This is a genomic window from Pseudoalteromonas maricaloris (assembly GCF_024746855.1).
GTDB classification, from domain to species: domain Bacteria; phylum Pseudomonadota; class Gammaproteobacteria; order Enterobacterales; family Alteromonadaceae; genus Pseudoalteromonas; species Pseudoalteromonas maricaloris.
Window position 1 is genome coordinate 3,164,678 of the sequence record NZ_CP024625.1, and the last position, 24,350, is coordinate 3,189,027.

General features: G+C 43.3%; 19 protein-coding genes and 1 other RNA gene. 7 read left to right on the forward strand and 13 right to left on the reverse strand.

Going from position 1 to position 24,350, the window contains the following annotated elements; translation table 11 throughout:
* Window positions 1-20 precede the first annotated feature (20 nt).
* The 4 genes from CTT31_RS13990 to CTT31_RS14005 all read right to left on the reverse strand — a co-directional run bounded on the left by CTT31_RS13990 (window position 21) and on the right by CTT31_RS14005 (window position 5,695).
* Window positions 21-1,052 carry an ABC transporter ATP-binding protein gene (locus tag CTT31_RS13990; RefSeq protein ID WP_260491458.1) on the reverse strand — a complete coding sequence of 344 codons (1,032 nt, stop codon included), beginning with the start codon at window positions 1,050-1,052 and terminating at the stop codon, window positions 21-23.
* A complete protein-coding gene (locus CTT31_RS13995; RefSeq protein ID WP_260491459.1) occupies window positions 1,052-2,683 on the reverse strand; it encodes an ABC transporter permease in 1,632 nt (543 codons plus the stop codon). The genes CTT31_RS13990 and CTT31_RS13995 overlap by 1 nt, the downstream gene beginning before the upstream one ends.
* Window positions 2,683-3,687, reverse strand: coding sequence for a Fe(3+) ABC transporter substrate-binding protein (locus CTT31_RS14000; RefSeq protein WP_010372304.1), 1,005 nt, complete (start codon window positions 3,685-3,687; stop codon window positions 2,683-2,685). Before CTT31_RS14000 ends, CTT31_RS13995 begins: the two co-directional genes overlap by 1 nt.
* Before the next feature lie 1,342 nt (window positions 3,688-5,029).
* On the reverse strand, window positions 5,030-5,695 hold the full coding sequence (locus tag CTT31_RS14005) for a tRNA-uridine aminocarboxypropyltransferase (RefSeq protein WP_260491460.1): 666 nt from the start codon (window positions 5,693-5,695) through the stop codon (window positions 5,030-5,032).
* Between the two features lie 137 nt (window positions 5,696-5,832).
* On the opposite strand from CTT31_RS14005, the gene CTT31_RS14010 reads away from it, so the two are divergent.
* Window positions 5,833-6,375, forward strand: coding sequence for a GNAT family N-acetyltransferase (locus tag CTT31_RS14010; RefSeq protein ID WP_260491461.1), 543 nt, complete (start codon window positions 5,833-5,835; stop codon window positions 6,373-6,375).
* A 51-nt stretch (window positions 6,376-6,426) separates the two neighbouring features.
* Here CTT31_RS14010 and CTT31_RS14015 read toward each other — a convergent pair whose 3' ends face one another.
* The 3 genes from CTT31_RS14015 to zntR form a co-directional block, all read right to left on the reverse strand.
* Complete coding sequence (locus CTT31_RS14015; RefSeq protein WP_260491462.1) at window positions 6,427-7,521, reverse strand: 1-acyl-sn-glycerol-3-phosphate acyltransferase; 1,095 nt, start codon at window positions 7,519-7,521, stop codon at window positions 6,427-6,429.
* A gap of 167 nt (window positions 7,522-7,688) precedes the next feature.
* Window positions 7,689-8,963, reverse strand: a complete 1,275-nt coding sequence (locus tag CTT31_RS14020) for an SO_0444 family Cu/Zn efflux transporter (RefSeq protein ID WP_260491463.1) — start codon at window positions 8,961-8,963, stop codon at window positions 7,689-7,691.
* Complete coding sequence (zntR, locus tag CTT31_RS14025) at window positions 8,956-9,363, reverse strand: Zn(2+)-responsive transcriptional regulator (RefSeq protein ID WP_010606066.1); 408 nt, start codon at window positions 9,361-9,363, stop codon at window positions 8,956-8,958. Before zntR ends, CTT31_RS14020 begins: the two co-directional genes overlap by 8 nt.
* 91 nt (window positions 9,364-9,454) lie before the next feature.
* On the opposite strand from zntR, the gene CTT31_RS14030 reads away from it, so the two are divergent.
* A complete protein-coding gene (locus CTT31_RS14030) occupies window positions 9,455-10,402 on the forward strand; it encodes a D-2-hydroxyacid dehydrogenase (protein ID WP_260491464.1) in 948 nt (315 codons plus the stop codon).
* 198 nt (window positions 10,403-10,600) lie between these two features.
* Window positions 10,601-10,981 carry a DUF3192 domain-containing protein gene (locus CTT31_RS14035; protein WP_010606064.1) on the forward strand — a complete coding sequence of 127 codons (381 nt, stop codon included), beginning with the start codon at window positions 10,601-10,603 and terminating at the stop codon, window positions 10,979-10,981.
* Window positions 10,982-11,113: 132 nt separating this feature from the next.
* On the opposite strand, the gene CTT31_RS14040 is transcribed toward CTT31_RS14035, so the two are convergent.
* The 5 genes from CTT31_RS14040 to CTT31_RS14060 all read right to left on the reverse strand — a co-directional run bounded on the left by CTT31_RS14040 (window position 11,114) and on the right by CTT31_RS14060 (window position 18,016).
* Window positions 11,114-11,452: a hypothetical protein gene (locus CTT31_RS14040; RefSeq protein ID WP_138556349.1), complete on the reverse strand. Its 339-nt coding sequence runs from the start codon at window positions 11,450-11,452 to the stop codon at window positions 11,114-11,116.
* 191 nt (window positions 11,453-11,643) lie between these two features.
* On the reverse strand, window positions 11,644-12,546 hold the full coding sequence (locus CTT31_RS14045) for a GGDEF domain-containing response regulator (RefSeq protein WP_010372328.1): 903 nt from the start codon (window positions 12,544-12,546) through the stop codon (window positions 11,644-11,646).
* Between the two features lie 9 nt (window positions 12,547-12,555).
* A complete protein-coding gene (locus CTT31_RS14050) occupies window positions 12,556-16,197 on the reverse strand; it encodes a hybrid sensor histidine kinase/response regulator (protein ID WP_260491466.1) in 3,642 nt (1,213 codons plus the stop codon).
* A gap of 122 nt (window positions 16,198-16,319) precedes the next feature.
* On the reverse strand, window positions 16,320-17,720 hold the full coding sequence (locus CTT31_RS14055; protein ID WP_211858409.1) for a PhoH family protein: 1,401 nt from the start codon (window positions 17,718-17,720) through the stop codon (window positions 16,320-16,322).
* Window positions 17,721-17,809: 89 nt separating this feature from the next.
* Entirely contained in the window at window positions 17,810-18,016 is a 207-nt protein-coding gene (locus tag CTT31_RS14060; RefSeq protein ID WP_211858410.1) for a hypothetical protein, read from the reverse strand.
* On the opposite strand from CTT31_RS14060, the gene rapA reads away from it, so the two are divergent.
* From rapA to CTT31_RS14080, 4 genes are all read left to right on the forward strand, one after another.
* Window positions 18,015-20,912 carry an RNA polymerase-associated protein RapA gene (gene rapA, locus CTT31_RS14065; protein ID WP_045987708.1) on the forward strand — a complete coding sequence of 966 codons (2,898 nt, stop codon included), beginning with the start codon at window positions 18,015-18,017 and terminating at the stop codon, window positions 20,910-20,912. The genes CTT31_RS14060 and rapA overlap by 2 nt on opposite strands.
* Window positions 20,913-21,015: 103 nt before the next feature.
* Entirely contained in the window at window positions 21,016-21,669 is a 654-nt protein-coding gene (rluA, locus tag CTT31_RS14070; protein WP_260491467.1) for a bifunctional tRNA pseudouridine(32) synthase/23S rRNA pseudouridine(746) synthase RluA, read from the forward strand.
* 197 nt (window positions 21,670-21,866) lie between these two features.
* Window positions 21,867-22,049: non-coding RNA, 6S RNA (gene ssrS / locus CTT31_RS14075), on the forward strand.
* Between the two features lie 417 nt (window positions 22,050-22,466).
* Window positions 22,467-23,825 carry an L-cystine transporter gene (locus CTT31_RS14080; protein WP_039493813.1) on the forward strand — a complete coding sequence of 453 codons (1,359 nt, stop codon included), beginning with the start codon at window positions 22,467-22,469 and terminating at the stop codon, window positions 23,823-23,825.
* A gap of 46 nt (window positions 23,826-23,871) precedes the next feature.
* Here CTT31_RS14080 and CTT31_RS14085 read toward each other — a convergent pair whose 3' ends face one another.
* A complete protein-coding gene (locus tag CTT31_RS14085; protein ID WP_039493814.1) occupies window positions 23,872-24,321 on the reverse strand; it encodes a response regulator in 450 nt (149 codons plus the stop codon).
* Between the last annotated feature and the right edge of the window lie 29 nt (window positions 24,322-24,350).

Sequence of the window (24,350 nt, forward strand, 5' to 3'; positions counted from 1 at the left end):
CTGCGTTTATTCATTTGCTATTAAGAAAAGAAATTTACAGCATGTGCCTTAATTTTTAAAGAGATTGGTTGATTTAAGTCGAGCGGTTCATGCGCTGGATGCGGTACTTCGAGCTCTTGACCCTCTAATGCAACACGGTAAATGTACTCTGTTCCCATAAAGCGCTGATTGAGTATTTTAACGCTGCCAAGCTCGGCATTTTCTAACGTAATGTGCTGCGGCCTCACATACATTTCACCCTTCGCGTCGATATTACCGAGCTCAACGAGTGATTTTACTGCACCAAATTGGGTTTCTACCGAAGCGCCATTCACTCGTTGTGCAGGAATATAAACTCCCTGACCCAAAAACTCGGCAACCATTTTGCTCTTTGGTCGTTGGAATAACGTTCTCGGCTCGCCCACTTGTGCGATTTTCCCTTTATCCATTATTGCCAACCGATCGGCAAAGGCAAAAGCTTCTTCTTTCGAGTGACTAACAAAAATCGCGGAAACTTGCTGATCTTTGATTATACGGCGAATATCGTTAATTAACTGAAACCGCACTTGAGCATCTATATTTGAAAACGGCTCATCAAGCAGCAACAGATTTGGCTTGTACGCCAGTGCTCGCGCAATTGCGACACGTTGTTGTTGGCCACCTGAAAGCTCGTGTGGAAAACGGTCGCTATAGTCTTGCAGCTGCACCAAATGGAGCATTTCAGCTACTCGGTCTTGACGTTCACGCTTGCTTTTTGAGGTTAAACCGAACGCGACATTTTGCGCCACAGTGAGGTGTGGGAATAGCGCATAGTCTTGAAACATCATGCCAATATTGCGTTTTTGTGGAGGTACAAAAGTGCCATTACCATTCATGGCTTTGCCTAAAATACTCACAGAGCCTTGAAATGGTTCAATCAAGCCCGCTATCGCCTTCAGCGTGGTCGTTTTACCGCAACCACTGGCACCAAGCAAACAAACAATCTCGTTTTGTTCTACGGTCAGATTTAGGCTATCCACAACGGCTTCACCGTCATAACGATAAGAGAGATTTTCAAGCACTAAACTATGCATTAACTTCGCTGCTCCATAGAACGGTTTACAACATAAAGCGGAATTAAACCAACCAACACAATAAATAACGCAGAGACAGAAGCCAACTCCAGCTGCTCATCACTCACATATTGGAAAACGTGTGTTGCCAGTGTTTCATAATTAAAGGGTCGTAATAACAATGCCGCTGGAAGTTCTTTCATACACTCAATAAAAACCAACAGTGCTGCGGTTAAAATACCGCGACGCAGCAATGGCAAATGTATTGATAACATGGTTTTGAAACGATTGCGACCCAACGAAAAACTTGCCATATCTAGACTTGGACTGATCCGCTGATAACTCGATTCGACCGCGCCTTGCGCAATCGCATAAAATCGTACAACGTAAGCAAAAACCAGTGCAAAAATCGTCCCGCTGAACAGCAAACCAGGCTCAAATGAAGTACCTTCAAGCCAAGTATTTAGCTTGTCGTCTAATAAAGTGAGTGGAATAAGTACTGCAATTGCCAGCACAGTGCCCGGTAGCGCGTATCCGGTACTCGCAAGCTTACCCGGCAGCGTGACGCGTTTACCACTGCTAACTCGCTGGTTAAACACCACCAGCATGCTCATGATAATTAATACCACACTTACCCAAAACGCTATTTTTAAACTTTGCCACGCATACAAGAAAAAGTCGTCATTCCAAGCTTGTTCAAAATAGTCGACGGCGTAATCTGCAAGCACCCATGTAGGCACGATAAAAGCCGCAATAAGAATAAGCCAACAAAAAGCGCTAGCGAACCAAGCCTGCGCGCCTTTAAGATGATAAAGCGTGGTACTGTTAACACTCGATTGGCGCTCATGCACTACCTGAGTTGGGCGGCTTACTCGCTCCAGTGTTAGGGCTAAAAATAAAAACAGTAGCATGATGCCTGAAATTTTAGCCGCAGCAGTAAGTGAATAATAACCCAACCAAGTATCGTAAACGGCGGTGGTTAGTGTACTCACGGCAAAGTAATGTACGGTTGCAAAATCTGCCATGCTTTCCATGGCGATCAGTGCCAGCCCTGCCACAATCGCGCCTCGCGACAAAGGTAAACTTATCTTAAAGAAGCTCTGTGAAGGTGACTTGCCCATCAATTGGCTGGCTTGTACCAGCTTAAACGACTGCTCTCTTAGCGCCGTTCTAAAAATCAAAAACAAATAAGGATAAAGCACCAGTGCAATCATCACGATAGCGCCTGACAAAGTGCGAATATCAAAGAACCAATAATCATCTGGAGATTGCCAGCCAAACCACTCTCGCAGCGCTATTTGTACAGGCCCAGCGTAATCCAGCAAATCGGTATACACGTAAGCAATCAAATAGGTTGGCATCGCAAGGGGTAGCATCAACGACCATTCGAAAAAGCGCCGTCCAGGAAACTCACAGTACGCGGTTAGCCAGCCAAGTGGTAGCGCGATTAAAGCGCAAAGGATGCATACACCTACAATCAGCCAAATCGTATTGCGGACATAGTCCCACAAAACGGTGTTCCAAAGGTGAGCAAAGACTTCGGAGTCAGGTTGTAGCGACTCAAAGATTAAAAACATCAGCGGGACTGATAGGCTAAGCCCTATCAGCCACGCAAAACTCTGCCATTTAGACAGTGAAAATGATAATTGCATTAAAGGTCAAATTTTACCTCATCGATTAGCTTAAGCGCTAACGGACGGTATTTACTGATCTCTGACAATGGTAGGCTGTCTTCCTTAAACTCACCCCAAGATGCCACAAGTTTCGATAACTCGACGCCAGGTTTAACCGGGTATTCCATATTCATCGACGCATACATATTTTGCGCCTTATTGTCGGTCATAAACTCAATGAGTTTCAAGGCATTTTCTGTATTTTTAGCGTGCTTGGTCAAGACAACACCAGAAACGTTGATATGAGAACCACGATCTTGTTGATTTGGGAAGTTGATATATACCGCTTCAGCCCAGGCTTTTTGCTTTTCATCTTCCATCATCTTACCGAAGTAATAGCTGTTTCCGATGGCCAAATCACACAGTCCTTCTTTTACTGCTTTGACTTGTGCACGGTCGTTACCTTGAGGCTTACGAGCTAAATTTTTCTTCACACCTTCAAGCCATTCTTTGGTCTTTGCTTCGCCATGATGGGCAATCATAGACGCCACTAAACCAAGGTTATAGGGATGCTTACCTGAGCGTGTACAAATTTTACCGCGGTATTGTTCATCCGCTAGCGCTTCATACGTAAGCGCATCTAACTTGCCTACACGGTCTTTTGCAGAATATACATTGCGTACACGCTTAGTAAGCGCAACCCACTGACCTTCAGGATCTCTGAAGTTCGCTGGGATATTCTTGGTTACAGCTTCGCTGTTAATTGCTTGTGTTAGGTTTTCGTCTTCAAGTTGAATTAGCGCACTGAAGTTTGAAGTGAGTACGAGATCAGCACGGCTATGCTTGCCTTCACGCTTAACACGCTCGATTAAGCCTTTTTTTGCAAAAACCACATTGGTCTTGATACCGGTTTGCTTGGTGAAGTCATCCAAAATAGGTTGGATCAGAAAAGGTTGTCTAAACGAGTAGATATTAACTTCCTCTGCAGCCATTGCTGGTAGGCAAGTAAGCGTTGCCAGTATAGTAACAAGTGCTTTTTTCATAAAGACTCCATTAGGTAAACAATAATTATTATCAACTAATTCTACCTGTAATTGTGCCGTTTTACACCCTGAATATTTGAAACTACGCTCAAGATAAAATTAGCGTTGTAGAAAACGGGAGAATTACCTGTGAGATATATCTCACTTAGCTACCAGAAATTGAGTAAAGATGCGCTGAAATAACACTCAAAATAACAGTAAGCAATTAAAAAATAATAAGTTATTAATTATTACTAGAAGAAGGCGCAAAAAAGATTGAATTTCACCGCTCCCGATTTTTTTTAGTCTGCTTATACTTAACAACATCTCAGGAAGAGAGATAAAGGATACACGGGATACGCTCAGGGCAGGATTTGCTAATGGATAAGCACCCACTTAAAGGAATATAGGGAAAAGCGAGCGAGATTGTATGTCACATGGTGTGATTACATTAAAGGACAGGGATTAAAGGTTCATGACGAGCCTAAGGATTGCTTCAGGGGAGAGGCTAAACGTTGAGGGATAACGTTACTGCATTGGATATGCAGGTGGTTAAGGATGAGGAAGGAAGGTACATCGGATGTACTGGTAAAATGTGGCTTAGGAGATGCCAATTGTTGCAATTAACAGTGCAACACCTAGCTTGAAGCAACACGTTCAGGCTACCAAGTGTCAAGGTAAAAAAGTGATGATTGGCACTGCTATTTTGGAAAGTAGCAAATAGGGACAATTAGAACAAGGGCTTGTTCTTAGCAAGTGGATGGCAATGGATAAGACAGCGGACGTGTAAAAGGAAGATGGACACAGGGCAAGATGCCTTTATTCGCAAAACGAGAACACCAAGCGATGCCATGGAAGAGGAAAGATTCAGGACGTTGAACTACTCAACTTTGCAGGATGCATTTAGAAGATTCCGTAAGCGCGACTCAGCAATGGGTCGCGCGCTTCTTATTTTGTTCCTATTTATCGCGTGATATTACGTTTGTGTTGTCGAGATGTTTGTGTTGTCGAGATAAATCTCGACCTACCGCCGTCTTGCTTGCCGTACCGCGTAAACAATTCAGCTTTTTGTCGAAATAAATTTCGACCTACCGTCATCTTGCTCGCCGCATTTAGTAAACAATTCAGATTTTTGTCGAAATAAGTCTCGACCTACCGGCATCTTGCTTGCCGTATTTCGTAAACAATTCAGCTTTTTGTCGAAATAAATTTCGACCTACCGGCATCTTGCTTGCTGTATTTCGTAAATAATGCAGCTTTTTGTCGAGATAAATCTCGATCTACCATCGTCTTACTCGCCATGCAGCGTAAACAATGTGGTTTTTTTGTCGAGATAAACCTCGACCTACGGTTAGGGCTCAGCCTACAGTTTACTGCGCTTACCCTTTAAGTAGGCATCTCTGAAATCGATAAAATGCGCGGTTAATTTATCTGCCGCATCCTGCTCGCCGCATTCGGCAAACAACACACAGGCAACTTCTGCCGTACCAAGCTGATGTTCATGCGGCGCGACTCGTAGCTTGTAATCCGAGAGCTTTTCAGGGGCGATGGATAACACAGGTAAACTATCGAGGTAGGGGCTCTTTCTGAACATTTTCTTAGCTTCACGCCATGTCCCATCCAAAAAGATAAATAGTGGTGTTTTATTTTCAGTGCGAGTCACCTTAGTAATTACCCGTTCAGGCTCCACGCCTTGCTCTGGAAAAACGACTATTGGTGCATATTGCTCGTCCAAAAGAAGCGCTAATAACGCAGCGTCAGGCTCAGTTCTGTCCCAACGAAAGGCATGATTATCTGGGATCACATCGGCAATCAAGCGTCCGGTGTTGGAGGGCTTAAAGCTTTCATTATGATACATAAGTAAACACACCGCACAGTCTGCTTTGGCCACTTCGACTTTGTCGCAAATACATAGAGTCGTAGCTAATAAGCAGCATTCACAACGCGCAAGCTTTGATCCCCTTGCCTTATATTCGCGTTGAGCCGCAGCGATTTGACGCTGTCTAAGCGCTAGTACTGAATTATTCACTCTGTTCCCCATCTAAAAATGCCGGCGTATTTTAGTAAAGCGCTCGGCTGGCGTCTATGCAAACTTATGCAACATCTTTACTCATGACATAAGCTTTTGTACTCTAAAGTTTTATTGGGTTTCACTAGGAGTAAAAAATGCAAGTAAAGGATTCTGCAAGACTGAGTTATCGCCTACTCACCTCACAAGATGCACAGCTGCTCGCCGATCTTGATAGCGATCCTGAGGTAATGAAATACATCACAGGCGGTCAGACTAACTCACTTGAAGAAGTAAAAACTGTATATATTCCACGTTTAACCGAGTTTACCGATGAGATCAAAGGTTGGGGGCTTTGGGGTTGTTTCGAGCTGCCAAACAAGGCATTTATTGGTTGGATTTTGGTTCGCCCTGCTAATTTCTTTTCAGAACAAAGAAACGATCAGGATTTAGAGCTTGGTTGGCGTTTTAAACAAGCCTCTTGGGGCAAAGGGTTTGCAACAGAGGCCGCACAACATATTATTCCAGACCTAATAGCAGCCAATCCTACCTTGACGCACTTGAGCGCTATCGCTGAAGAAGAGAACCTTGGATCCATCAAAATTATGCAGAAACTTGGGATGAATTATGTGAAAAAAGGGCTTCACAAAGATATTTTAGGAGATATGGAAGTCGTTTATTATCATAAAGTTCTTAATTAACCGAACAAAAGCGCAACCACTTAACACCACGGTTGCGCTTGCTCACTGCTATTAAATGCCTTTGCGACGCAGTGGTTCGGCATACATGCTCAACACCAATTGCTTCAGCTCTTCCGGTACAGACTCTAGTTTAGAGATAAAGTCCTCTTTATCTTCTGGACTAACTTGTGCATCATCACCTGCTGCTAGATGATTGGTTGAATGCAGATAGTATAAATCTAAAATCTGTTTATCAATGACATTCGCCAGCTCATCTGGGTTTTCAACATCCGCAGTGATAGGATCGCCAAATGCGATATGCACATGGCCTTTATCTGAACTAAAGCCCTCGACAATGCTGGCAATATCTTCGCCTTGTGCTTTCACATATTGGCCAAACTGCTTTTTATGGTATAGCTCTTTAGCCTTAGCAACCGCGCATGGCTCATATTGATAGGAGATGGCAACGGGCACTATCCTGAGATGCTTTACATATTCTGAAAAATCTAGCTTCTGTTTGCGACCATTGAGCTGTAGCATTTTTAACAGTGCTGGATCGGTTTGATCTACTCCATCCTTTGCACGCCCCTCTTTTTGCGCAATCCAAATGGAGTTACCTTCACTCAATGAGTCAAAAATATAGGCAGAAAGCTGGGTTAATGCTTTTAGCATTTCTTTCGGCGCCTTTGCCGAACGTTTTACTATAAAACTCTTATTAAGGCGCATAAGCTCAGTGATATAAGGTACTTGTAGTAAGTTATCACCAATAGCGATACGCACCGTACGCATATCTTGCTGATGCAAGCCCCAGTTAACAAGCGCAGGGTCTAATACGATATCACGGTGATTTGAAATAAATAAATACGAGGTATTCGAGTCCAATGTTTCAAGGCCAGAATAAGTCACTTTAGACGTCGTTTTATTGATTAAAATTTGTAGATAGTACGCCACTTCATCTTGTACTTGTTCAATCGTACAAAAATCTCCCCACTTCTTTTTTAGTTTCATTCTTACGAGTGGACGTGCAATAGCAGGCCAGGCATTCAACCAAGCTGGCAGGTTATATTTGGCGATCACATCAATGAATTGATCATCACCTAGTAGACGTGCCAATGCTGGCACTACTTCATCATCATTATACGGTCTAATGTCAGCGTATTTATCCACTCTACTTCTCAAACTGTCGGATTAACGAATACTGGAACGCATTCTATCGTGTCAAATAAACAGACGCTAAGCATTTCATGTCTGACCACCAAGGCGATACACCAATTTGGGACATTAAATGCTTAAGCGTCATGCAATTGTAATACGGTAAAAAGTACCACAATTGTTTATCTTCTAACAACTTTACCTAATTTGAGTATAGCTAATCTTAGTAAGAGTGCTGCTAATAATGCGCCCATCGATACTGTTAACCAATGTGGTAGCACTTCGTGCTCCTCACCTATCATCGGCGTTACTACAAAACCGTAAGTATTAACTAAGTAATCAGTTAAATAGCCAAAGATAAGCGCAACTCCGATAACGCCGCCCAGATAGGCAAACACGGCACGACGCCCTAATTCTTTACCTACCACCCCAATTGTGGCGATGTTAGTTGCAGGACCTGCGAGCATAAATACCAATACTGCACCAGGTGAAACACCAGCCATTAATAAACCCGCAGCGATTGGAGTTGAAGCAGTGGCACAAATATACATTGGGATACTGATAAGAATAACCACTAGCATGGCAATAATACCGTCGCCCCATTGAGATAAGAAAGACTCAGGCACAAAAGTTTGCACTAACGCGGCAAAGAATAAACCGATAAGAAGCCAAACTGCGGTGTCGGACAGTAATTGATTACAGCTGAACTTAACAGCTTCTACAATTTTACCAAAAACCCCTTGGTTTTCAGGTACGGGGGCAGGCTCACAACAACTTGTCGTGGCTGATGAAGCATCGCAACAACTGGTTACGGTAGGCTCCGGAGTATCACAACAAGACATATTCGCCCCTGCCATTGCTAATTGAGGGCCTGCAGGCGCACAGCAGCTTGAGCTTACTTTTGCGGTTTCCACTTTAGTGCTGGCGCAACAGCTATCATGGCTGTGATGCTTTTCAGCAGGCTTTGGCTCTGAGTGATGATTAGCGTCACAACAACCGCTAGTCGCGCTTGGTTCTTCTGAGGTATTAAGGTGCTTTAGCGACACAGGCTTATCATCTTTCTCACTGCCAACGAGCAACCCAGCCGCAATTGCACTAACCACAGCCGCAATTGGCCTAATTATTGCCATAAAAGGACCAAGTAGCACATAAGAAACCGAGATAGAATCCACGCCAGTTTCAGGCGTTGAGACTAAAAATGCGGTTGTCGCACTTTTTGAGCCGCCCGCTCTTCTCAGTCCCACTGCAGCTGGAATAACGCCGCAAGAGCAAAGCGGCATCGGCGCCCCAATCAGTGCTGCCTTTATCGTCGTCCAAAATCCTTCTTTCCCTAAATGCTTTTGCAACAAATCTTTTGGAATAAATACATTAAGTAACCCGGCCAATATTAGGCCAAGCAGTAACCACGGGGCAGATACTAAAAATAGCTGCCAAAAATTTACTATCAGTTCATTCATCGATAGCCTCCAAGGCCGTTAAAATCGAGCAGCTCACAGCCGCTTCCTTACCGCCGCAGCATTGCTCTGCTAGCGTCGATAACGATTGTTCAAATTTTTGTAACTCAGCGATCCGCGCTCTCACTAAATCCCGTTTAGTGATAGTCAGTGTTTTCACTTCTTCACAACTGTGCTGATGTTTTTCAAACTTTATCTTCAGCAAGTCTTGCACTTCTTTGAGGCTGAAACCCACTTCCTTCGCGCGAAGAATAAATCGCATTTGCTTTTCACTTTGCTCATCAAACAACCGATACCCACCCTCGCTCCTTGTGCAAGGGTGTAGGAGATCGTTTGCTTCATAATACCTTAACGTGTCAGTTGATACGTTAAGCCGCTTTGCCAGCTCACCAATCTTTACCACTTTACACTCCCAAGTCCTGAAGATTATCCTAGTCGACATCACAAGTATAAACCTTAGAGTTAACTCCAAAGTCAAGAAAAGGATAAAAATAATGCAAATCGTGGTATTAGACGCTAAAACCCTTGCAGGAACCGATCTTTCCCCCATTGCCAAACTAGGCACATTAACGTCTTACGACACCACATCCAGTGAGGACATCATCACACGCTGTAAAGATGCAGCAGTCATCATCACCAATAAAGTACAGTTAACTGAACAAACAATCGCGGCGTTACCACAATTACAATTGATTTGTGTTGCAGCCACAGGCGTCAACAACATCAACTTAACAGCCGCAAAAGCTCATCAAATTGCGGTAGCCAATGTGGCTGGTTATTCGACCCCTTCTGTCGTGCAGCACACCTTTACTATGCTTGGTAACTTAATGACAAATATTCATCGTTACCAGCAAGACTGCCATGCAGGGCTTTGGCAGCAAAGTGACATGTTTTGTCGTTTGGATTACAGTATCAACGAAATTGCAGGCAAAAACTTTGTGATCGTAGGCCATGGAACGTTAGGAGAAGCCGTTGCAAAAGTCGCGCAAGCATTTGGAGCTCAAGTAATTGTTGCCGAACGTAGAGGCGTAACTGAGATTAGAGCAGGACGAATGGCTTTTGAAGAAGCACTGCAGATTGCGGATATTGTATCGATTCACTGCCCGCTTACCGCTGAAACAGAAAACCTGATTTCAAGTGCTGAGTTCGCCCTACTTCCAAATCATGCTTATCTTATCAACACCGCAAGAGGCGGAATAGTCAATGAGCAAGCGCTGGTGGATGCACTAACTAACGAGCAAATAGCTGGTGCTGCTGTGGATGTCCTGACACAAGAGCCGGCACAAGCAAGCAACCCTCTCGTTCAATACCAAGGTGAGAACTTGCTTTTGACACCGCATACGGCATGGGCAAGTAAAGAGGCCATCGAACGTTTAGTCGGCGAAATTGTCATTAATATTGAAAGTTTTGTGGCTGGGACAACGAGAAACCGAGTGGTCTAGATTACTGTTTTAGTGAGTGATATCGCTAAATATTAGTGAAAACCATCAACTATAAACTGATTAAAAACCAACAACAAACTGATATTTATAAACTTTATTAATTGGCAAAGAGTTTGCAACTCTTGTGATAATTCAAGCAAAAAACAAATGGCTGTTTGCATTATTTGCTCAGCAACAAAATTAAAAAGGAAAACAACAATGAAAAAATTAATGTTAGTGGCTGCGCTTAGCTCTACTCTATTATCAGGCTGTATCGTTGCTGTATCCGACGGTGAAGTAGAGCACGGTTGGGCTTCTGAATACAACTCGTCTAACTGGGAACATAAACAGCGTAAAAATCGTGAAAAGATTGCCAACCTTGAAATGGGCGCGTCTTACTCATCAGTAAAAGACATGTTTGCAACCCCTGATTTTAGCGAGTTGGTGTCAAAAGACGGCGATAACTATCAAGTGCTGTACTATGCAACCAACAGTAAACACTCAGACGGCAAAGTAACAAAAGATGAGTGCACGCCATTGGTATTCAAAAACAACCAACTGGTTGGCTTTGGCGACAACGCATTAAAGCAAATTCAGTAATACTTTATCGCACCAAGGATGGTGAATAATCTGAGCAAACTGACGCACAGATGTGTGTAGCCAACTCCTTATTTTCTTGTCATCTTAATAAGTTAAAAACAAAACCAAGCCAAACTTTAATAACCCAGCCAATTAAGCTGAACTGTCCTCTGATACCAGCTCATACCTATACTTCCATTCGAAATAGGCAAGCATGATGACAAACATAGCTTCACAAACAATAAAAGCAATACCAATTAGACTTGCAACGTTAAAATACTGAACAACCACTCCAGCGCAGACTAGCGCCCAAAAAAGATTGCCGAACACTAAAAGCTGCAAATGTTTTATGTTCTTCGCTTTTTGAATGGCAAGGCTAAAAGAGTACGCGCCATACAACAGATTTGATAATGCGATAAAGATAATGGTTTGTTCAGGTATATGATAGATCGCACCAATCATTGAGTGGAAAAGCAATACGATTAACCCCACGGATATAGCCGCGATACAGTCCACCCAAATTATTTTACGCCGTATATCCATAGAATAAGCCTAACACCACACCAAAAGGCACAAAATACTCGGTTAAAGATCTATAAAGCATGAGCATAGCCAAGCTTTATGCGGTGCACTTATTGTCTGAATGCAGATACACTCTTGTCACTGCATATGGCTTTAGATATTTATAGTGCTTTAATAAATACCGTGCTTTGCTGCTTTTGTGCAACAGCAAGGGCACTGTCCGCCATTTTGATCAACTCACCAAGCTCACTACTACAGTGATTTTCAATATGAACTGCACCAATGCTAACGCTCACATGAGCACATATCGGTGAGGCAATATGGGGGATTTTTAACGCATTAACCGAGTCATGCAACGCTTCTGCTATCTCATTAATTACATCGATATTATGCTGAGTTAGCACCAACGCAAAACGAGTACCATCAAAACGGCCAATAAATAAAGAACGTCGGGTTGCGCCTTCTTCTAGCGCTTTGGCGACCTTAAATAAACAATCATCACCATGCATGTAGCCATAATGCTCATTAAACGTTTTAAAATAGTCCACCTCAACCAGCATAACGGTAAACGCACTGCCATCAGCTTTTGCGATTTCTAATGCTGATTTCATCGCTTCATCTAGATATCTACGATTGGGCAACTCCGTTAAACCATCGATAGAGGCTAGCTTTTCTAGCAGATCATTTTTCTTTTTTATTGCTAAATGGTTTTTGATTCTGGCTTTTACAATCAAAGGGTTAAAGGGTTTAGTAATATAATCCACGGCCCCTAACTCCAAACCTCGTGCTTCATCTTTAAAGCTCACACTACCGGAGATCACGACAACGGGAATACCGTAAGTGCTCGCATCCTTTTTTAGGCACTCTAAAACAGAAAACCCAGCGCCGTCAGCCATTAACACATCTAAAATAATAAGGTCTGGTTTGCTTGCTTTTAGTTCATCAATACATAACTTAGTGTCTGTGCTATGGGATAACCGATGGCCATCACCTAATGTATTACTTAGGACCATCTTATTTATTGGGTCATCATCAATAATAAAAATGTGCTCAGCTTGCTGCATCTTATGACGCTACCTTTTTAGCTCGATAAAGCACACCACCTGTGAAAGTGCATTTGTTAACACATCCAAGTCAGTGCGATTTGTTATTGTTGTGATCGTTTTGCTTTGCGTTTCAAGGTCTTTCGCAACTTTTGCTAGTCGCTTAAAGCCCAGACCTGCTGCAGCGCCCTTAATTCCGTGTGCTAACTCGAATAATGCTGAACCTTGCTCTATTTCAGCAACCTGTTCTAGGTAATCATGGCAAAGTTTAGCAAATTTATCTAACATTGTTTGCAAAAACGTTTCATTTTGCATCATTTGTGATAAAGCAAACTCATAATCAAAAAAAGCTTCTTCTGTTTTATCTGACTGGAAAATATTACTTGCCAATGCCTTGCACGCCTGTGTGCTATTAATTGGTTTTAGCAAATAATCATTCATGCCAACGGCTGTGGCTTTCGCCCGCTCTTCTTTGCTTGCATTGGCGGTCAAGGCAATAACGGGTAGCTCAGTTTCAGACCACACGGCTCTGATCTGCTTGGTCGCTTGATAGCCATCAATGTTTGGCATATGGATATCCATCAGGATGATGTCGGGTTGCAGTGAGCGACAAACTTCCTCAATATGTTCGGCGCTTTGTAGCCCTATGGTAGAAATACCATTCTGCTTCAACATATTTTCAGTAATATCTAAATTTAAGTTGTTATCGTCGACCACCAAGCAAAGCGCACCGGCAACCTGCATACACACGTTGTCGACGGTTTGCGTCATATGGGCAAATTCAGCAAGCCATGTATAGGCTGATTGGTAAAACACATTTTGATTAAGCGCAATATGGTTACTTTGCTCAGGAAATTCCCCCTCACAATGTAGTAGTAATGCAGTATTTCCAGGTAGCGCATAAGCGGGGTCAAGCGCTGCTTCCGGTGGAATAACAACAATAGACTTGTCGAGCTGAGTATTCATCGCGTGCAATCGTTCAACAGATAAAGGTTCTGCAAGACCTGCAAAATAGCTTGGTAAGCTATGCGCTTCGGTGGTGAGACAGTAAACTTCTTTGTGACTATCCACGACTGGACAAGCGCCTTTATCTAGCACCAATTCGAAGAAAAAGCAGCTTCCTTCGTTCGGGGTTGAGTTAACCGCAATATCGCCACCTAAGAGTGCAACTTCTTGCTTCACAATCGCAAGCCCCAAACCAATGCCTTCGTGACGACGTGTGAAGCTTTCATCACCTTGGGTAAATGCGTCAAAAAGATGTTCAATCTCTTGCGATTTGATCCCAACTCCTGTGTCCCAAACAGCAAACTTTATGGTTTGTTTTGCAGCTCTATCATTAACTAACGTTACCTTCAAACCAACCTTACCATGATTGGTATACTTTACAGCGTTACCAAGTAGGTTTACTAAGATTTGCTTTACCTTATCTTCATCACTGTACAGGTAAGGCCAAACTTGAGGGTCGACCTGTAACTCAAATTCCAAACCTTTTTGTATACATAAAGGCTTAATCAGTGATTCTATCGTGGTAAATACATGGCAGGTCTGAAATGTCTCGTATTGAATTGTGCCTTGATGACTTTCGACTTTGGCAAACTCTAAAATACTGTTGAGCATGGTAAGCAGCTCGTTTGCAGCCCCAGAAAGCTGCTGCAACTTTTTATTCTGAACTCGAGTCAGCGCCTCACTTTTGATCATATCCGCCAAACCTAATATGGCATTAATTGGCGTTCTAATTTCATGGCTGATATTCGCAATAAAGCGGCTTTTGGCAAGCGTTGCGCGCTCGGCATCTTGCTTCGCTAACAGCAGACCAGTGATATTTTGAATATGGATCACGTAATATTTAGGGCGCTTATTTTTATCCCAAACTAAAGAAATACTCAATTGTAACCAGCGGTGCTTACCCGACTGTGAAATCATGTGTTCAACGACTTTCTTTTGCTCTTTTAATAGCCCAGCCAAGACAGGCTTCAGCTCTTGCCAGTTTTGTTCATCAAACAAGCGTTCCAGCTGCTTTTCTCCGGTATTCTTATCAAGTGACAAGTAACGTTTAGCAGCCTTGTTCATCTCCAAAATTTTACCGCTGATCGCAGCCAAAATAACGCCATTAGGTGCAAACTCAGTCGCTGCCCTAAAGTTTTCTTCAGAGTCTCTTAGGGCATTATATGCCTCTTGTGCGGCAGTAATATCTCTCGCAACCCCCAAACAACCGATGAGCTTTCCAGTCTCCGATTTCAATGGCGTGATAGTCAAAAAGTAGGTATTTGCCCCAAGGACAAAATTAGTTGCCACTTGTTCTTGCGAGCGCTCCATCGCCGCTTCTTGCTCAAGTAAGATGGTTAATCCAGATGTCACTTCAGGTTGTGTTTTCGCAACTAAATCCGACTTATCAACCCCCATAAACTCTTCAAACGCGCGATTACAGCCTATGAATGAACCGTCTATATTTTTGAAATAGATAATATCGGGCACAGAGTCAAGCACTGCATTTAGCAAAGCAGCTTGACGCTCTTTTGCCTCAAAGCTTTGCTTTAATGCCTGTTGTTTACGCTTAATTTCGTCGTCTAGTTCTTGATTATGTTGCTTAAGGGCATGCATTAAGCGCGATTTTTGCTCCACCACCTGTTTGATTTGTATAAACCAAGGTTGCCATTCTGAGGGGATGGGATAGTTTAAAGTGGCTTGTGGTGTATGCTCTTGCAAAGATAGATAATTCACAAAATGCTTTAGAGGTCGGACAAATATTTGTCCGCTTAACCATACAATAGTCACAAAGGTAAAAAGAATAAAAAACAGTAATAGTGCGAGTTCGAGCAAAATCTCCCGCTGTAGCGGAGCGGCAAACTGCTCATAGCTTTCATGATAGTTTAAACTAATAGGCTCTTTGGCGGGTTTTGCAATAAAGTGTAGTCCATACTGCCATGGTGCTGATGAATTTATAAGCCCATCGTGGTCGTGATCATAGCGTTCCCCCGCGATAATCTCATCACTTTGGTTTTTAAATTCCATTGTACCGTCTAAGGAGCCGATGTTTAACAACCACCTATCAATGATATCGCTATCATAGATCATCAATACATGAGCGTTATCCACCGTTGATAGTTTCTTACCGAGCGCAAACATTTGTCTATCGAAAAACTTCACGGGTGGACCAACGACGATATTGCCCAAGCTAAAGTCTGGTTCGAACTTACCTTGAACTAACCGCGTGATGAAATGGCTGCTTGAGGCTTCTCGACGCTTAACATACGCAAAACCGTCATCTTCTACGTATGCGACCGCATACAATCCACCCTGCAACGCGAGCGCAGCATCAAAAGCGGTATTAAGCGACAATACGGTTTGCCATCGTTTAGTGGCAAAAAGCGCTTCACTGACTTGCCCACGACCAACAATCTCTCCACCATTGTTTGGTAACGCATGATAATAATGTTCAGGATGTTGCTCAATATCTTCTAACCACTCTGGTGGCTTTTGAAAAGAAATGGGCTGCGCTAGGTTAACGGCGATGCTATCAAGAACGACATGTGCAGCATAAAACTCTTGTTTCAGCTGCTGAGAAACATATTCATACTGACCAAAACGTACTTTGTACTGGCGTTCGAGTTTAATTTGATAGAGATGGTAAGCTAAGACGAGGACAAGTAGGATGGGTATTATTACCGCCACTAAAATTCCCTTTCGGTAACTTTTTAGTGGTAAAAATTCTTTTGTCGCATCCATCTACTGGCTCGTTCCCGTTTGCACACAGTGTTAGCAAAAGAGTAACGAGCCAGTCGGCTCAAGGCAAGCTATAAATTTTCTTCCGCAAAACTTGCCAAGCGGCTTCGTACTACACCGTTTAAGTTAATGGTAGCGCTACCTTCAAAGTCTTTAAAGCGCTCGACAATATAAGTTAATCCTGATGTCACAGGAGTGAGATAATTACTATCAATTTGAGCGAGGTTTCCCGTACAAATTAACTTGGTTCCCTCACCACAGCGAGTGATGATGGTTTTTAACTGTGATGCTGTTAAGTTTTGGCTCTCATCTAAAATAACGACCGCATTTTGAATACTACGGCCACGCATAAAGTTTACCGATTTGAACTGAATGTTCGCCTTTTCCATAATATAGTTACGGCTAGTCACTGGGCTTTCATCGTGTTTGTGGAGCACTTCTAAGGTATCTGTGATTGCCGCAAGCCAAGGGGCCATTTTCTCTTCTTCCGTGCCAGGTAAAAAGCCGATGCTCTCTGCAATTTCAGGCGTATTTCGCGTCACAATTACCTTATCGTAAATCCCTTTTTCGATGATCATTTCAAGCGCACAGGCAAGCGCCAATAAGGTTTTTCCGCACCCTGCTGGCCCGGTTAGTATCACCAGTTCAATGTCAGTATCAAGTAATGCATCCAGTGCCATACCTTGATTGATATTTTTCGGTTTTACTCCCCATGCTTGACGGTGCATCAAACGTTCAACGCCTAAGTCTTTTAATCGAATGTGCTCAGAGTCGTAACCCACAACCCGAGCTGCGAAGTGATTAGTATCATCTATCAGATATTCATTACAGAACACATCTGGTACGAGTGATTTTGGCACATCATGAACCGTGTATCGCCCTTCCTGCTGCGTTTGACACTCACCAACATTTTGCCAAAAATCACCTTCAACCTTTTTAAAGCCACTGGTTAACAGCGCAATGTCGTCAATCAGCTGATCGGTACGATAATCTTCAACATACTTGAGTCCAGCGCCCTTCGCTTTCAGTCGCATGTTGATGTCTTTGGTAACTAGCACCACTTTTTTGTCGCTGTACTGAGTTTGCAAATGTACCGCACAATTAATAATGCGGTGGTCATTTTCGTTGCCGGGTAGCCCGGAGATAGAATCAGGAAACAGGTGATCGTTTACAATAATCAATTTACCTGAACTGGGCGTTCGGTGACTTTCAATCCTTAATGTTGGTAGCGCTACCCCCTCTAGCATTTGCTCTGGTGTTGCATCGCGAAGCACATCATCTAACCCACGAATGGCAACTCTTGCATCTCGGCTCACGTCACTCTTTCGATCTTTAATGTGATCGAGTTCTTCAAGGACAGTCATGGGAATAACAACATCGTGTTCTTGGAAGGAAAGGTAAGCGAGCGGTTCATGGAGAAGTACGTTGGTGTCGAGCACGTACACTTTATGGTCTTTGTCTTGTTTTACCATAGCGCATTCCTGTTGTTTACAGATTATTATGCTATACCCAATACACAACGTAGTGACCGATTATGTTTTGGGTATAGTTCAAGTTTAGTCTATTTGTCACAAAAGTCGCTTTTATGACAGTAGAAAATCCAACTTGCATATTGATAAAAAACAACTAGTTGGCGATTGCCATGCCAACTAAATAGAAAAAGCGCCAGCGCTTGATAAATAAAGGCTTGAGTCACTGTTGTGTATTGAACAAACCGACATGAATAGGTAACATAGCCGCCTTTTTTCTGCATAGACGAGATAACCATGAATTTTTCCTTAGGTCAGCGCTGGATCAGTGATACGGAATCAGATTTGGGATTGGGTACAATAGTGGCACTTGAGGGGCGTCAAGTGACTATTTTATTTCCCGCTAGCGGAGAAAACCGTGTTTACTCAGTACAGGAAGCACCTGTAACTCGAGTTGTATTCAACCCAGGCGATGTGATCCGCCATGTTGAAGAATGGGAACTACGTGTTGACAGCGTGGAAGAGCAAAATGGACTATTTTGCTATCATGGTACTCGAGTTGATAATGAAGAAGAGACTTCATTCAAAGAGACCTTTCTTGATCACTTCCTCAAGTTCAACAAACCTCAAGATCGTCTATTTGCAGGCCAAATCGACCGTTTTGATCGCTACACGCTGCGCTATCAAACTTGGCAACACCAGTTTGATAAAGAACAATCTCACCTTAAAGGATTGATAGGTCAGCGCGCTAGCCTTATTCCGCACCAGCTTTATATTGCCGATGAAGTCGGTAAGCGCTTTGCACCTCGTGTACTTCTGTCTGATGAAGTAGGCCTAGGTAAAACCATTGAAGCGGGCATGATTTTACACCAGCAAATTCTCTCTGGTCGTGCCAACCGTGTGTTGATTGTGGTTCCAGAGAACTTACAACACCAATGGCTTGTAGAGATGCTACGCCGCTTTAACCTGCACTTTTCGATTTTTGACGAAGAGCGTTGTAGCGAAGCTTATGCAGATGCACCGAATGTATTCGAAACAGAGCAACTGGTACTGGTTAGCCTAGAGTTTATTACCAAAAAGCGCCGCTGGTTTGAACAAGCCACACTCGCTGATTGGGATCTACTGATTGTTGATGAAGCACACCACCTGACGGTCACAAAGGAAAAGCCAAGCACTGAATATCAACGTATTGCTGAGCTTTCTCAAGATATTCCGGGACTTATCTTGTTGACTGCAACACCTGACCAACTGGGTCACCGCAGTCACTTTGCGCGCTTACAGCTACTCGATCCAGACCGCTTCTACGACTACGACGTATTCGTTGAAGAAGAAAGTCATTATAAAGAAGTCGCAGAAGCCGCGAACAACCTACTGCAAGACAAAAAGTTAGACGCAAAAGAAGAGCAAACACTTTGTACACTGCTAAAAGAAACCGATATTTCTGAGCTACTTGCAAAGGCACAAAGTGGCGATAGCGACGCCAAAGCTGAAATCTTGTCTATGTTACTAGACCGTCATGGTACTGGCCGTATTCTATTTAGAAATAGCCGCAGTGGCATTGATGGCTACCCAAGTCGTTTGTTACATCAATACCCAGTACCTTTACCAAAGCAATACAAAACAGCAATGTCGGTAATGGGTAACATTGGTGGTATTCAAAGTCCTGAATTTAACGCGATGCGTGCTTTGTTCCCAGAAAAAATCTTCCAAGAGTTTGAAGGTGAAGGAAGCAGCTGGGCGCAGTTTGACCCGCGCGTTGAGTGGTTGATTGCTAAATTAAAAGAGTTAAAGCACGAAAAAGTATTGCTTATTTGTGCCAAAGCGGAAACCGCAATTAGCCTTGAACAAGTATTACGTGAGCGCGAAGCGATTAAAGCGGCGGTGTTCCACGAAGGCATGTCTATCATTGAGCGTGACCGCGCGGCAGCGTTTTTTGCTGATGAATATGATAGCGCGCAAGTATTACTCTGCTCTGAAATTGGCTCTGAAGGTCGTAACTTCCAGTTCTCACACCACTTGGTGCTATTTGACTTACCGCTTAACCCTGACTTACTTGAGCAACGTATTGGTCGTCTTGACCGCATTGGTCAAAAGCACGACATCAATATTCACGTGCCTTACTTTGAAAGTACCGCACAAGAAGTATTACTACGTTGGTATCACGAGGGCTTAGATGCATTCGAAACCACCAGCACTACGGGGCAAATGCTGTATAAGTCTTTTTCTGATGATTTGTTAGCGCTGATCGCTGAACACAACTGTGACGAAGACGAATTAGATCCTCTATTGGAGCAAGCCGCAAAAGAAAACGCACAGCTGCGCACGAAGATGGAGCAAGGTCGAGACCGCCTACTTGAGCTTCACTCAAGTGGTCAAGGTAAAACAGATAATATCGTTGCTGAACTTGAAGCACTTGATAACGACGTAATTTTGCCTGCGTTTATGATTAATGTGTTTGATACTTTTGGTGTTAACCAAGAAGACAAAGGCGAGAATACGATTATTCTCAAACCTACCGAGCACATGCTTAACCCTTCTTTCCCTTGTTTGAAAGATGATGGCATCACAGTGACTTTTGACCGTAACACCTCACTGTCACAAGAAGACGCGCATTTCATCAGCTGGGATCATCCCATGGTCAGCGGCGTGATGGATATGATCTGTAACGATGACTTTGGTTGTGCATCAGTGGCACTGCTTAAAAACAACAAGTTACCTGTCGGTACTTTCTTTGTTGAAATGATCTTCGTTGCAGAAGCTTCTGCGCCTAAGTCTCTTCAGGTAGGCCGCTTTTTACCACCAACACCAATTCGCGTTCTAATGGATAAAGGTGGCAATGACTTAGCCCAAAACGTGGCGTTTGATGCATTCAATCAACAGCTTTCTGCCGTTGGCAGACAAACCGGCAGCAAGCTAGTTAATGCGCTACAAAGTGCTATTCACCCGCTTATTACTCAAGCTGGCGATATTGCACAAGCTCAACTTGAAAGCATTCAAGCCAGCGCGATGGATAAAATGCAAAAGCAATTAGGTGATGAGCAAGGTCGTTTGCAAGCACTTAAGGCTATCAATCCGAACATCCGTGACGAAGAAGTTCAAGTATTTGATAAACAAAGGGCTGAGCTGAGCACACACATTGAAAAAGCGCAGCTTAAGTTGGATGCGATTCGTTTAATAGTGGTTGCCAACCAATAAACCTCCCACACCGAAAGAGAGCCTCGGCTCTCTTTCTCGCTACCGCTCACTTAGCAACTCATATATAATACCCGGCTTCGTTCTGTTCATGCTGAGGCAGCTGGTGTTACTAAATTACACTCCCCCCCTTTCTCCCTATCTTGATATTTTGTACCAAGATGAAGATATGTTGGTGATCAACAAACCAAGCGGGTTACTCACCGTACCAGGTAAAGATCCAAAGCATTGGGACAGCGCTATCGCCAGAGTGAATTTTGTCTACCCTACGGCAAGAATTGTGCACCGCCTTGATATGGCAACATCCGGCGTACTGTGCCTTGCGATGAATAAAGCAGCACATCGCCATCTAAGTATTCAATTTCAAGACAGGTTAACCCACAAACACTACATCGCCCGGGTTCATGGCAAATTACAACAGCAAACGGGTTCTGTTGATTTACCGCTGGTGTGTGATTGGCCTAACCGCCCTAAGCAAATGGTTTGTCATAAGACCGGAAAACCTTCATTAACGCATTTTGAAGTCATGGAATATGAAGCACAAGCAACACGCGTAAAGCTAACCCCCATCACAGGACGTTCTCATCAACTCAGAGTACATATGCTTTCGCTTGGACACGTTATCCTAGGTGATAGGCTATACGCTACGGGAGAGGCATTAGCGGCGGCTTCACGTCTACAGTTGCATGCAGAAATGCTGCAAATTTCACATCCAACAACCACTGAGATGATGACCTTTACCGCACCGGTTCCTTTCTAAGTAACCTGTTTACTCTGTTAGTTAGAAACGGTTTAGAAACTGTGGCCTTCGAAAAATTAAGCAAATTTAGCGTTGCCAGCTAACGCTCAGATTAACGTTTGCTTAGTCACTAAACAAAGCGAGTAAAAAGCACGCGGTTAACACATAAATTGCATTACTATGGTTTCGTGATCGGCAGATGTTTTATATACTGTAATTGTTCCCTAGCTCGTAGGACAGCTGATTAAGTCCCTGAGCCGATAAATTTCGTTTAGGATAGCAGTTTGTTTACTATTGAGCATGCTCGGCATGTACCGAGAAGCCTACGGTAGGCTGTTGCTCTCCGCCTTGAACCTCAGGGTTCAAGGGCTGACATCGGCATCCGCGAAGCCGGGGAACAACCTTTCCCACTTGACGCATGTCATCGCCTCAAAGCTAACTCGCTTTTACATATACTCAATAAACCACATGTTCAACTCCATACTATAAAAGCGGCCACACAGTTAACGTCGCAAAGCAAAAGAGTCGCGAGACAACCCCTAAAAAAAAGAGTCGCGAGATAAACTCTAAAAAAGAGTCGCGAGATAAACTCGCTGCTACGAAAGATTATTAGCTACGCTCATATCTCGGTGTTTTTAATTACTATGAGTTAGTACCAACTCACCACAAGACATCTTTATATGAAAGGAAAAACCATTAAAAACTTTCATTTTTATTGATAACCTTTTGTTCTATTCCATAGTCAAAGAATATTTTAGCCCAATCAACAAAACCTCTATAGTAGCGCGTTATTTTCATATATTTCGAAAGGTATTCTGATGTCTTTTGCTGTTATCGCCGCACTGGCGGTTTTTATTGCCATACTTTTCGGTCTTTACCGCTTTCAACAGCGCTCCGAAACCCTGTCACGAACGGTATTATTAGGCTTAGTTGCGGGCAGCCTATTTGGACTCGCGCTGCAGTTTGTTTTCTCAGGTGACTTAACCACCAAACAGACTGTACTAGATTGGGTTGCGATTGTTGGTAGCGGCTATGTTAATCTTCTCAAAATGGTGATTATGCCATTGGTCTTGGTTTCTATGATCGCCGCGGTCGTAAAATTAGATAATCAAGGCTCTCTTGGAAAGATCTCGTTTGTCACTATCGCTATATTAGTGTTTACCACTGCCATTGCGGCACTCATTGGTATATTTATCACTCAAGCATTTGGACTAAGTGCAGCTGGCTTAGTAGAAGGCGCACGTGAGACTGCGAGAATAGCAGTACTAGAAGAACGTGCAACAACCGTTGCCGATTTAACCATTCCGCAAATGCTGCTTAGCTTTGTACCAACCAATCCATTTGCTGACTTAACTGGCGAGCGCTCGACCTCAATTATCGCCGTGGTGATTTTTGGTGTATTAACTGGTATTGCTGCTCGTAGAGCCATCATGGAAGAGTCAGATTTAAGTAACCCGATAAAAAATGCAGTTGAAGGCGCACAGGCTGTTGTGTTGAGATTAGTACGTATGATCATTGCCCTCACGCCTTATGGTGTAGCAGGTTTGATGACCAAAGTGATCGCCACATCAAGCATGGCTGACATTATTAGCTTACTCGGTTTTATTATTGCCTCTTACGTTGCCATTTTACTGATGTTTTTGGTGCATGGTTTGTTAGTTACTTTGGTTGGTGAAAACCCAAAGCATTTCTTCCAAAAAATTTGGCCTGTTTTAACTTTTGCTTTCACCTCAAGAAGCTCTGCGGCAACCATCCCATTGAATGTTGAAGCGCAGATCCACAAGCTTAATGTTCCCCCTGCGATTGCAAATCTTTCTGCATCATTTGGTGCGACAATCGGACAAAATGGCTGCGCTGGCATTTATCCTGCTATGCTTGCTGTAATGGTTGCGCCAACGGTAGGAATTGACCCGTTCGCACTCGACTTTATTGTCTCTTTAGTCGCTATGGTTGCAATTAGCTCGTTTGGTATTGCGGGTGTTGGAGGTGGTGCCACTTTCGCAGCGTTGGTAGTACTGCCTGCGATGGGACTACCAGTGACAATTGCAGCGCTGCTTATTTCTATTGAGCCATTAATTGATATGGCAAGAACGGCACTCAATGTATCGGGCTCAATGACCGCAGGTACAGTGACAAGTCGCTTGTTAAAGCAAAAGCATACTAACGAAGCAATATAGTGCTATGACAGCTTAAGGGCCAGCCAGTTATTCTGGCCCTTCACTTTTAATCAATCACGAGCTTTGCAGTGCCAAGCCAAAAAGTCAGCAAGGACTTCATTGAATCCACCAGCTCATGATATTGAGAAGGTTTGGTCATATAAGAATTCGCCCCAAGTAAGTAACACTGCTTTATATCTAGCTCAGAGTCCGATGTACTGAACATAATAACTGGAATATGCTTAAGGTTTGCAGCCCCACGCATCTCAGCTAACACATCTTTACCGCTTTTTCGTGGCATATTTAAGTCAAGAATAATAAGGCTAGGTAATAGCTCGGTGCTATTAAGTTTTTCAATCAACTCAACGCCGTCACTGACAAATTGTAGCTTAGCCTCCATCACGCCGTTGTCTTCAAATGCATCACGGATTAATTCTTGGTCGTCGAAATCATCATCTGCAACCAAGATATAGTTTACAGAGTGAAGCTGTTTAATTAAATCATGATGATGGACCATACACACTCTCTCCTTAAACTCGCAATAAA

Excerpts from the sequence above, each read along its gene's own strand:
- CTT31_RS14055 (WP_211858409.1), bottom strand. The coding sequence starts at position 17,720 with ATGGTAAAACAAGACAAAGACCATAAAGTGTACGTGCTCGACACCAAC.
- CTT31_RS14085 (WP_039493814.1), bottom strand. The coding sequence starts at position 24,321 with ATGGTCCATCATCATGATTTAATTAAACAGCTTCACTCTGTAAACTAT.
- CTT31_RS14045 (WP_010372328.1), bottom strand. The coding sequence starts at position 12,546 with ATGCAGCAAGCTGAGCACATTTTTATTATTGATGATGACCCAATAAAT.
- CTT31_RS13995 (WP_260491459.1), bottom strand. The coding sequence starts at position 2,683 with ATGCAATTATCATTTTCACTGTCTAAATGGCAGAGTTTTGCGTGGCTG.
- CTT31_RS13990 (WP_260491458.1), bottom strand. The coding sequence starts at position 1,052 with ATGCATAGTTTAGTGCTTGAAAATCTCTCTTATCGTTATGACGGTGAA.
- CTT31_RS14020 (WP_260491463.1), bottom strand. The coding sequence starts at position 8,963 with ATGAATGAACTGATAGTAAATTTTTGGCAGCTATTTTTAGTATCTGCC.
- CTT31_RS14060 (WP_211858410.1), bottom strand. The coding sequence starts at position 18,016 with ATGGTTATCTCGTCTATGCAGAAAAAAGGCGGCTATGTTACCTATTCA.
- CTT31_RS14000 (WP_010372304.1), bottom strand. The coding sequence starts at position 3,687 with ATGAAAAAAGCACTTGTTACTATACTGGCAACGCTTACTTGCCTACCA.
- CTT31_RS14035 (WP_010606064.1), top strand. The coding sequence starts at position 10,601 with ATGAAAAAATTAATGTTAGTGGCTGCGCTTAGCTCTACTCTATTATCA.
- rapA (WP_045987708.1), top strand. The coding sequence starts at position 18,015 with ATGAATTTTTCCTTAGGTCAGCGCTGGATCAGTGATACGGAATCAGAT.
- CTT31_RS14030 (WP_260491464.1), top strand. The coding sequence starts at position 9,455 with ATGCAAATCGTGGTATTAGACGCTAAAACCCTTGCAGGAACCGATCTT.
- CTT31_RS14010 (WP_260491461.1), top strand. The coding sequence starts at position 5,833 with ATGCAAGTAAAGGATTCTGCAAGACTGAGTTATCGCCTACTCACCTCA.
- CTT31_RS14080 (WP_039493813.1), top strand. The coding sequence starts at position 22,467 with ATGTCTTTTGCTGTTATCGCCGCACTGGCGGTTTTTATTGCCATACTT.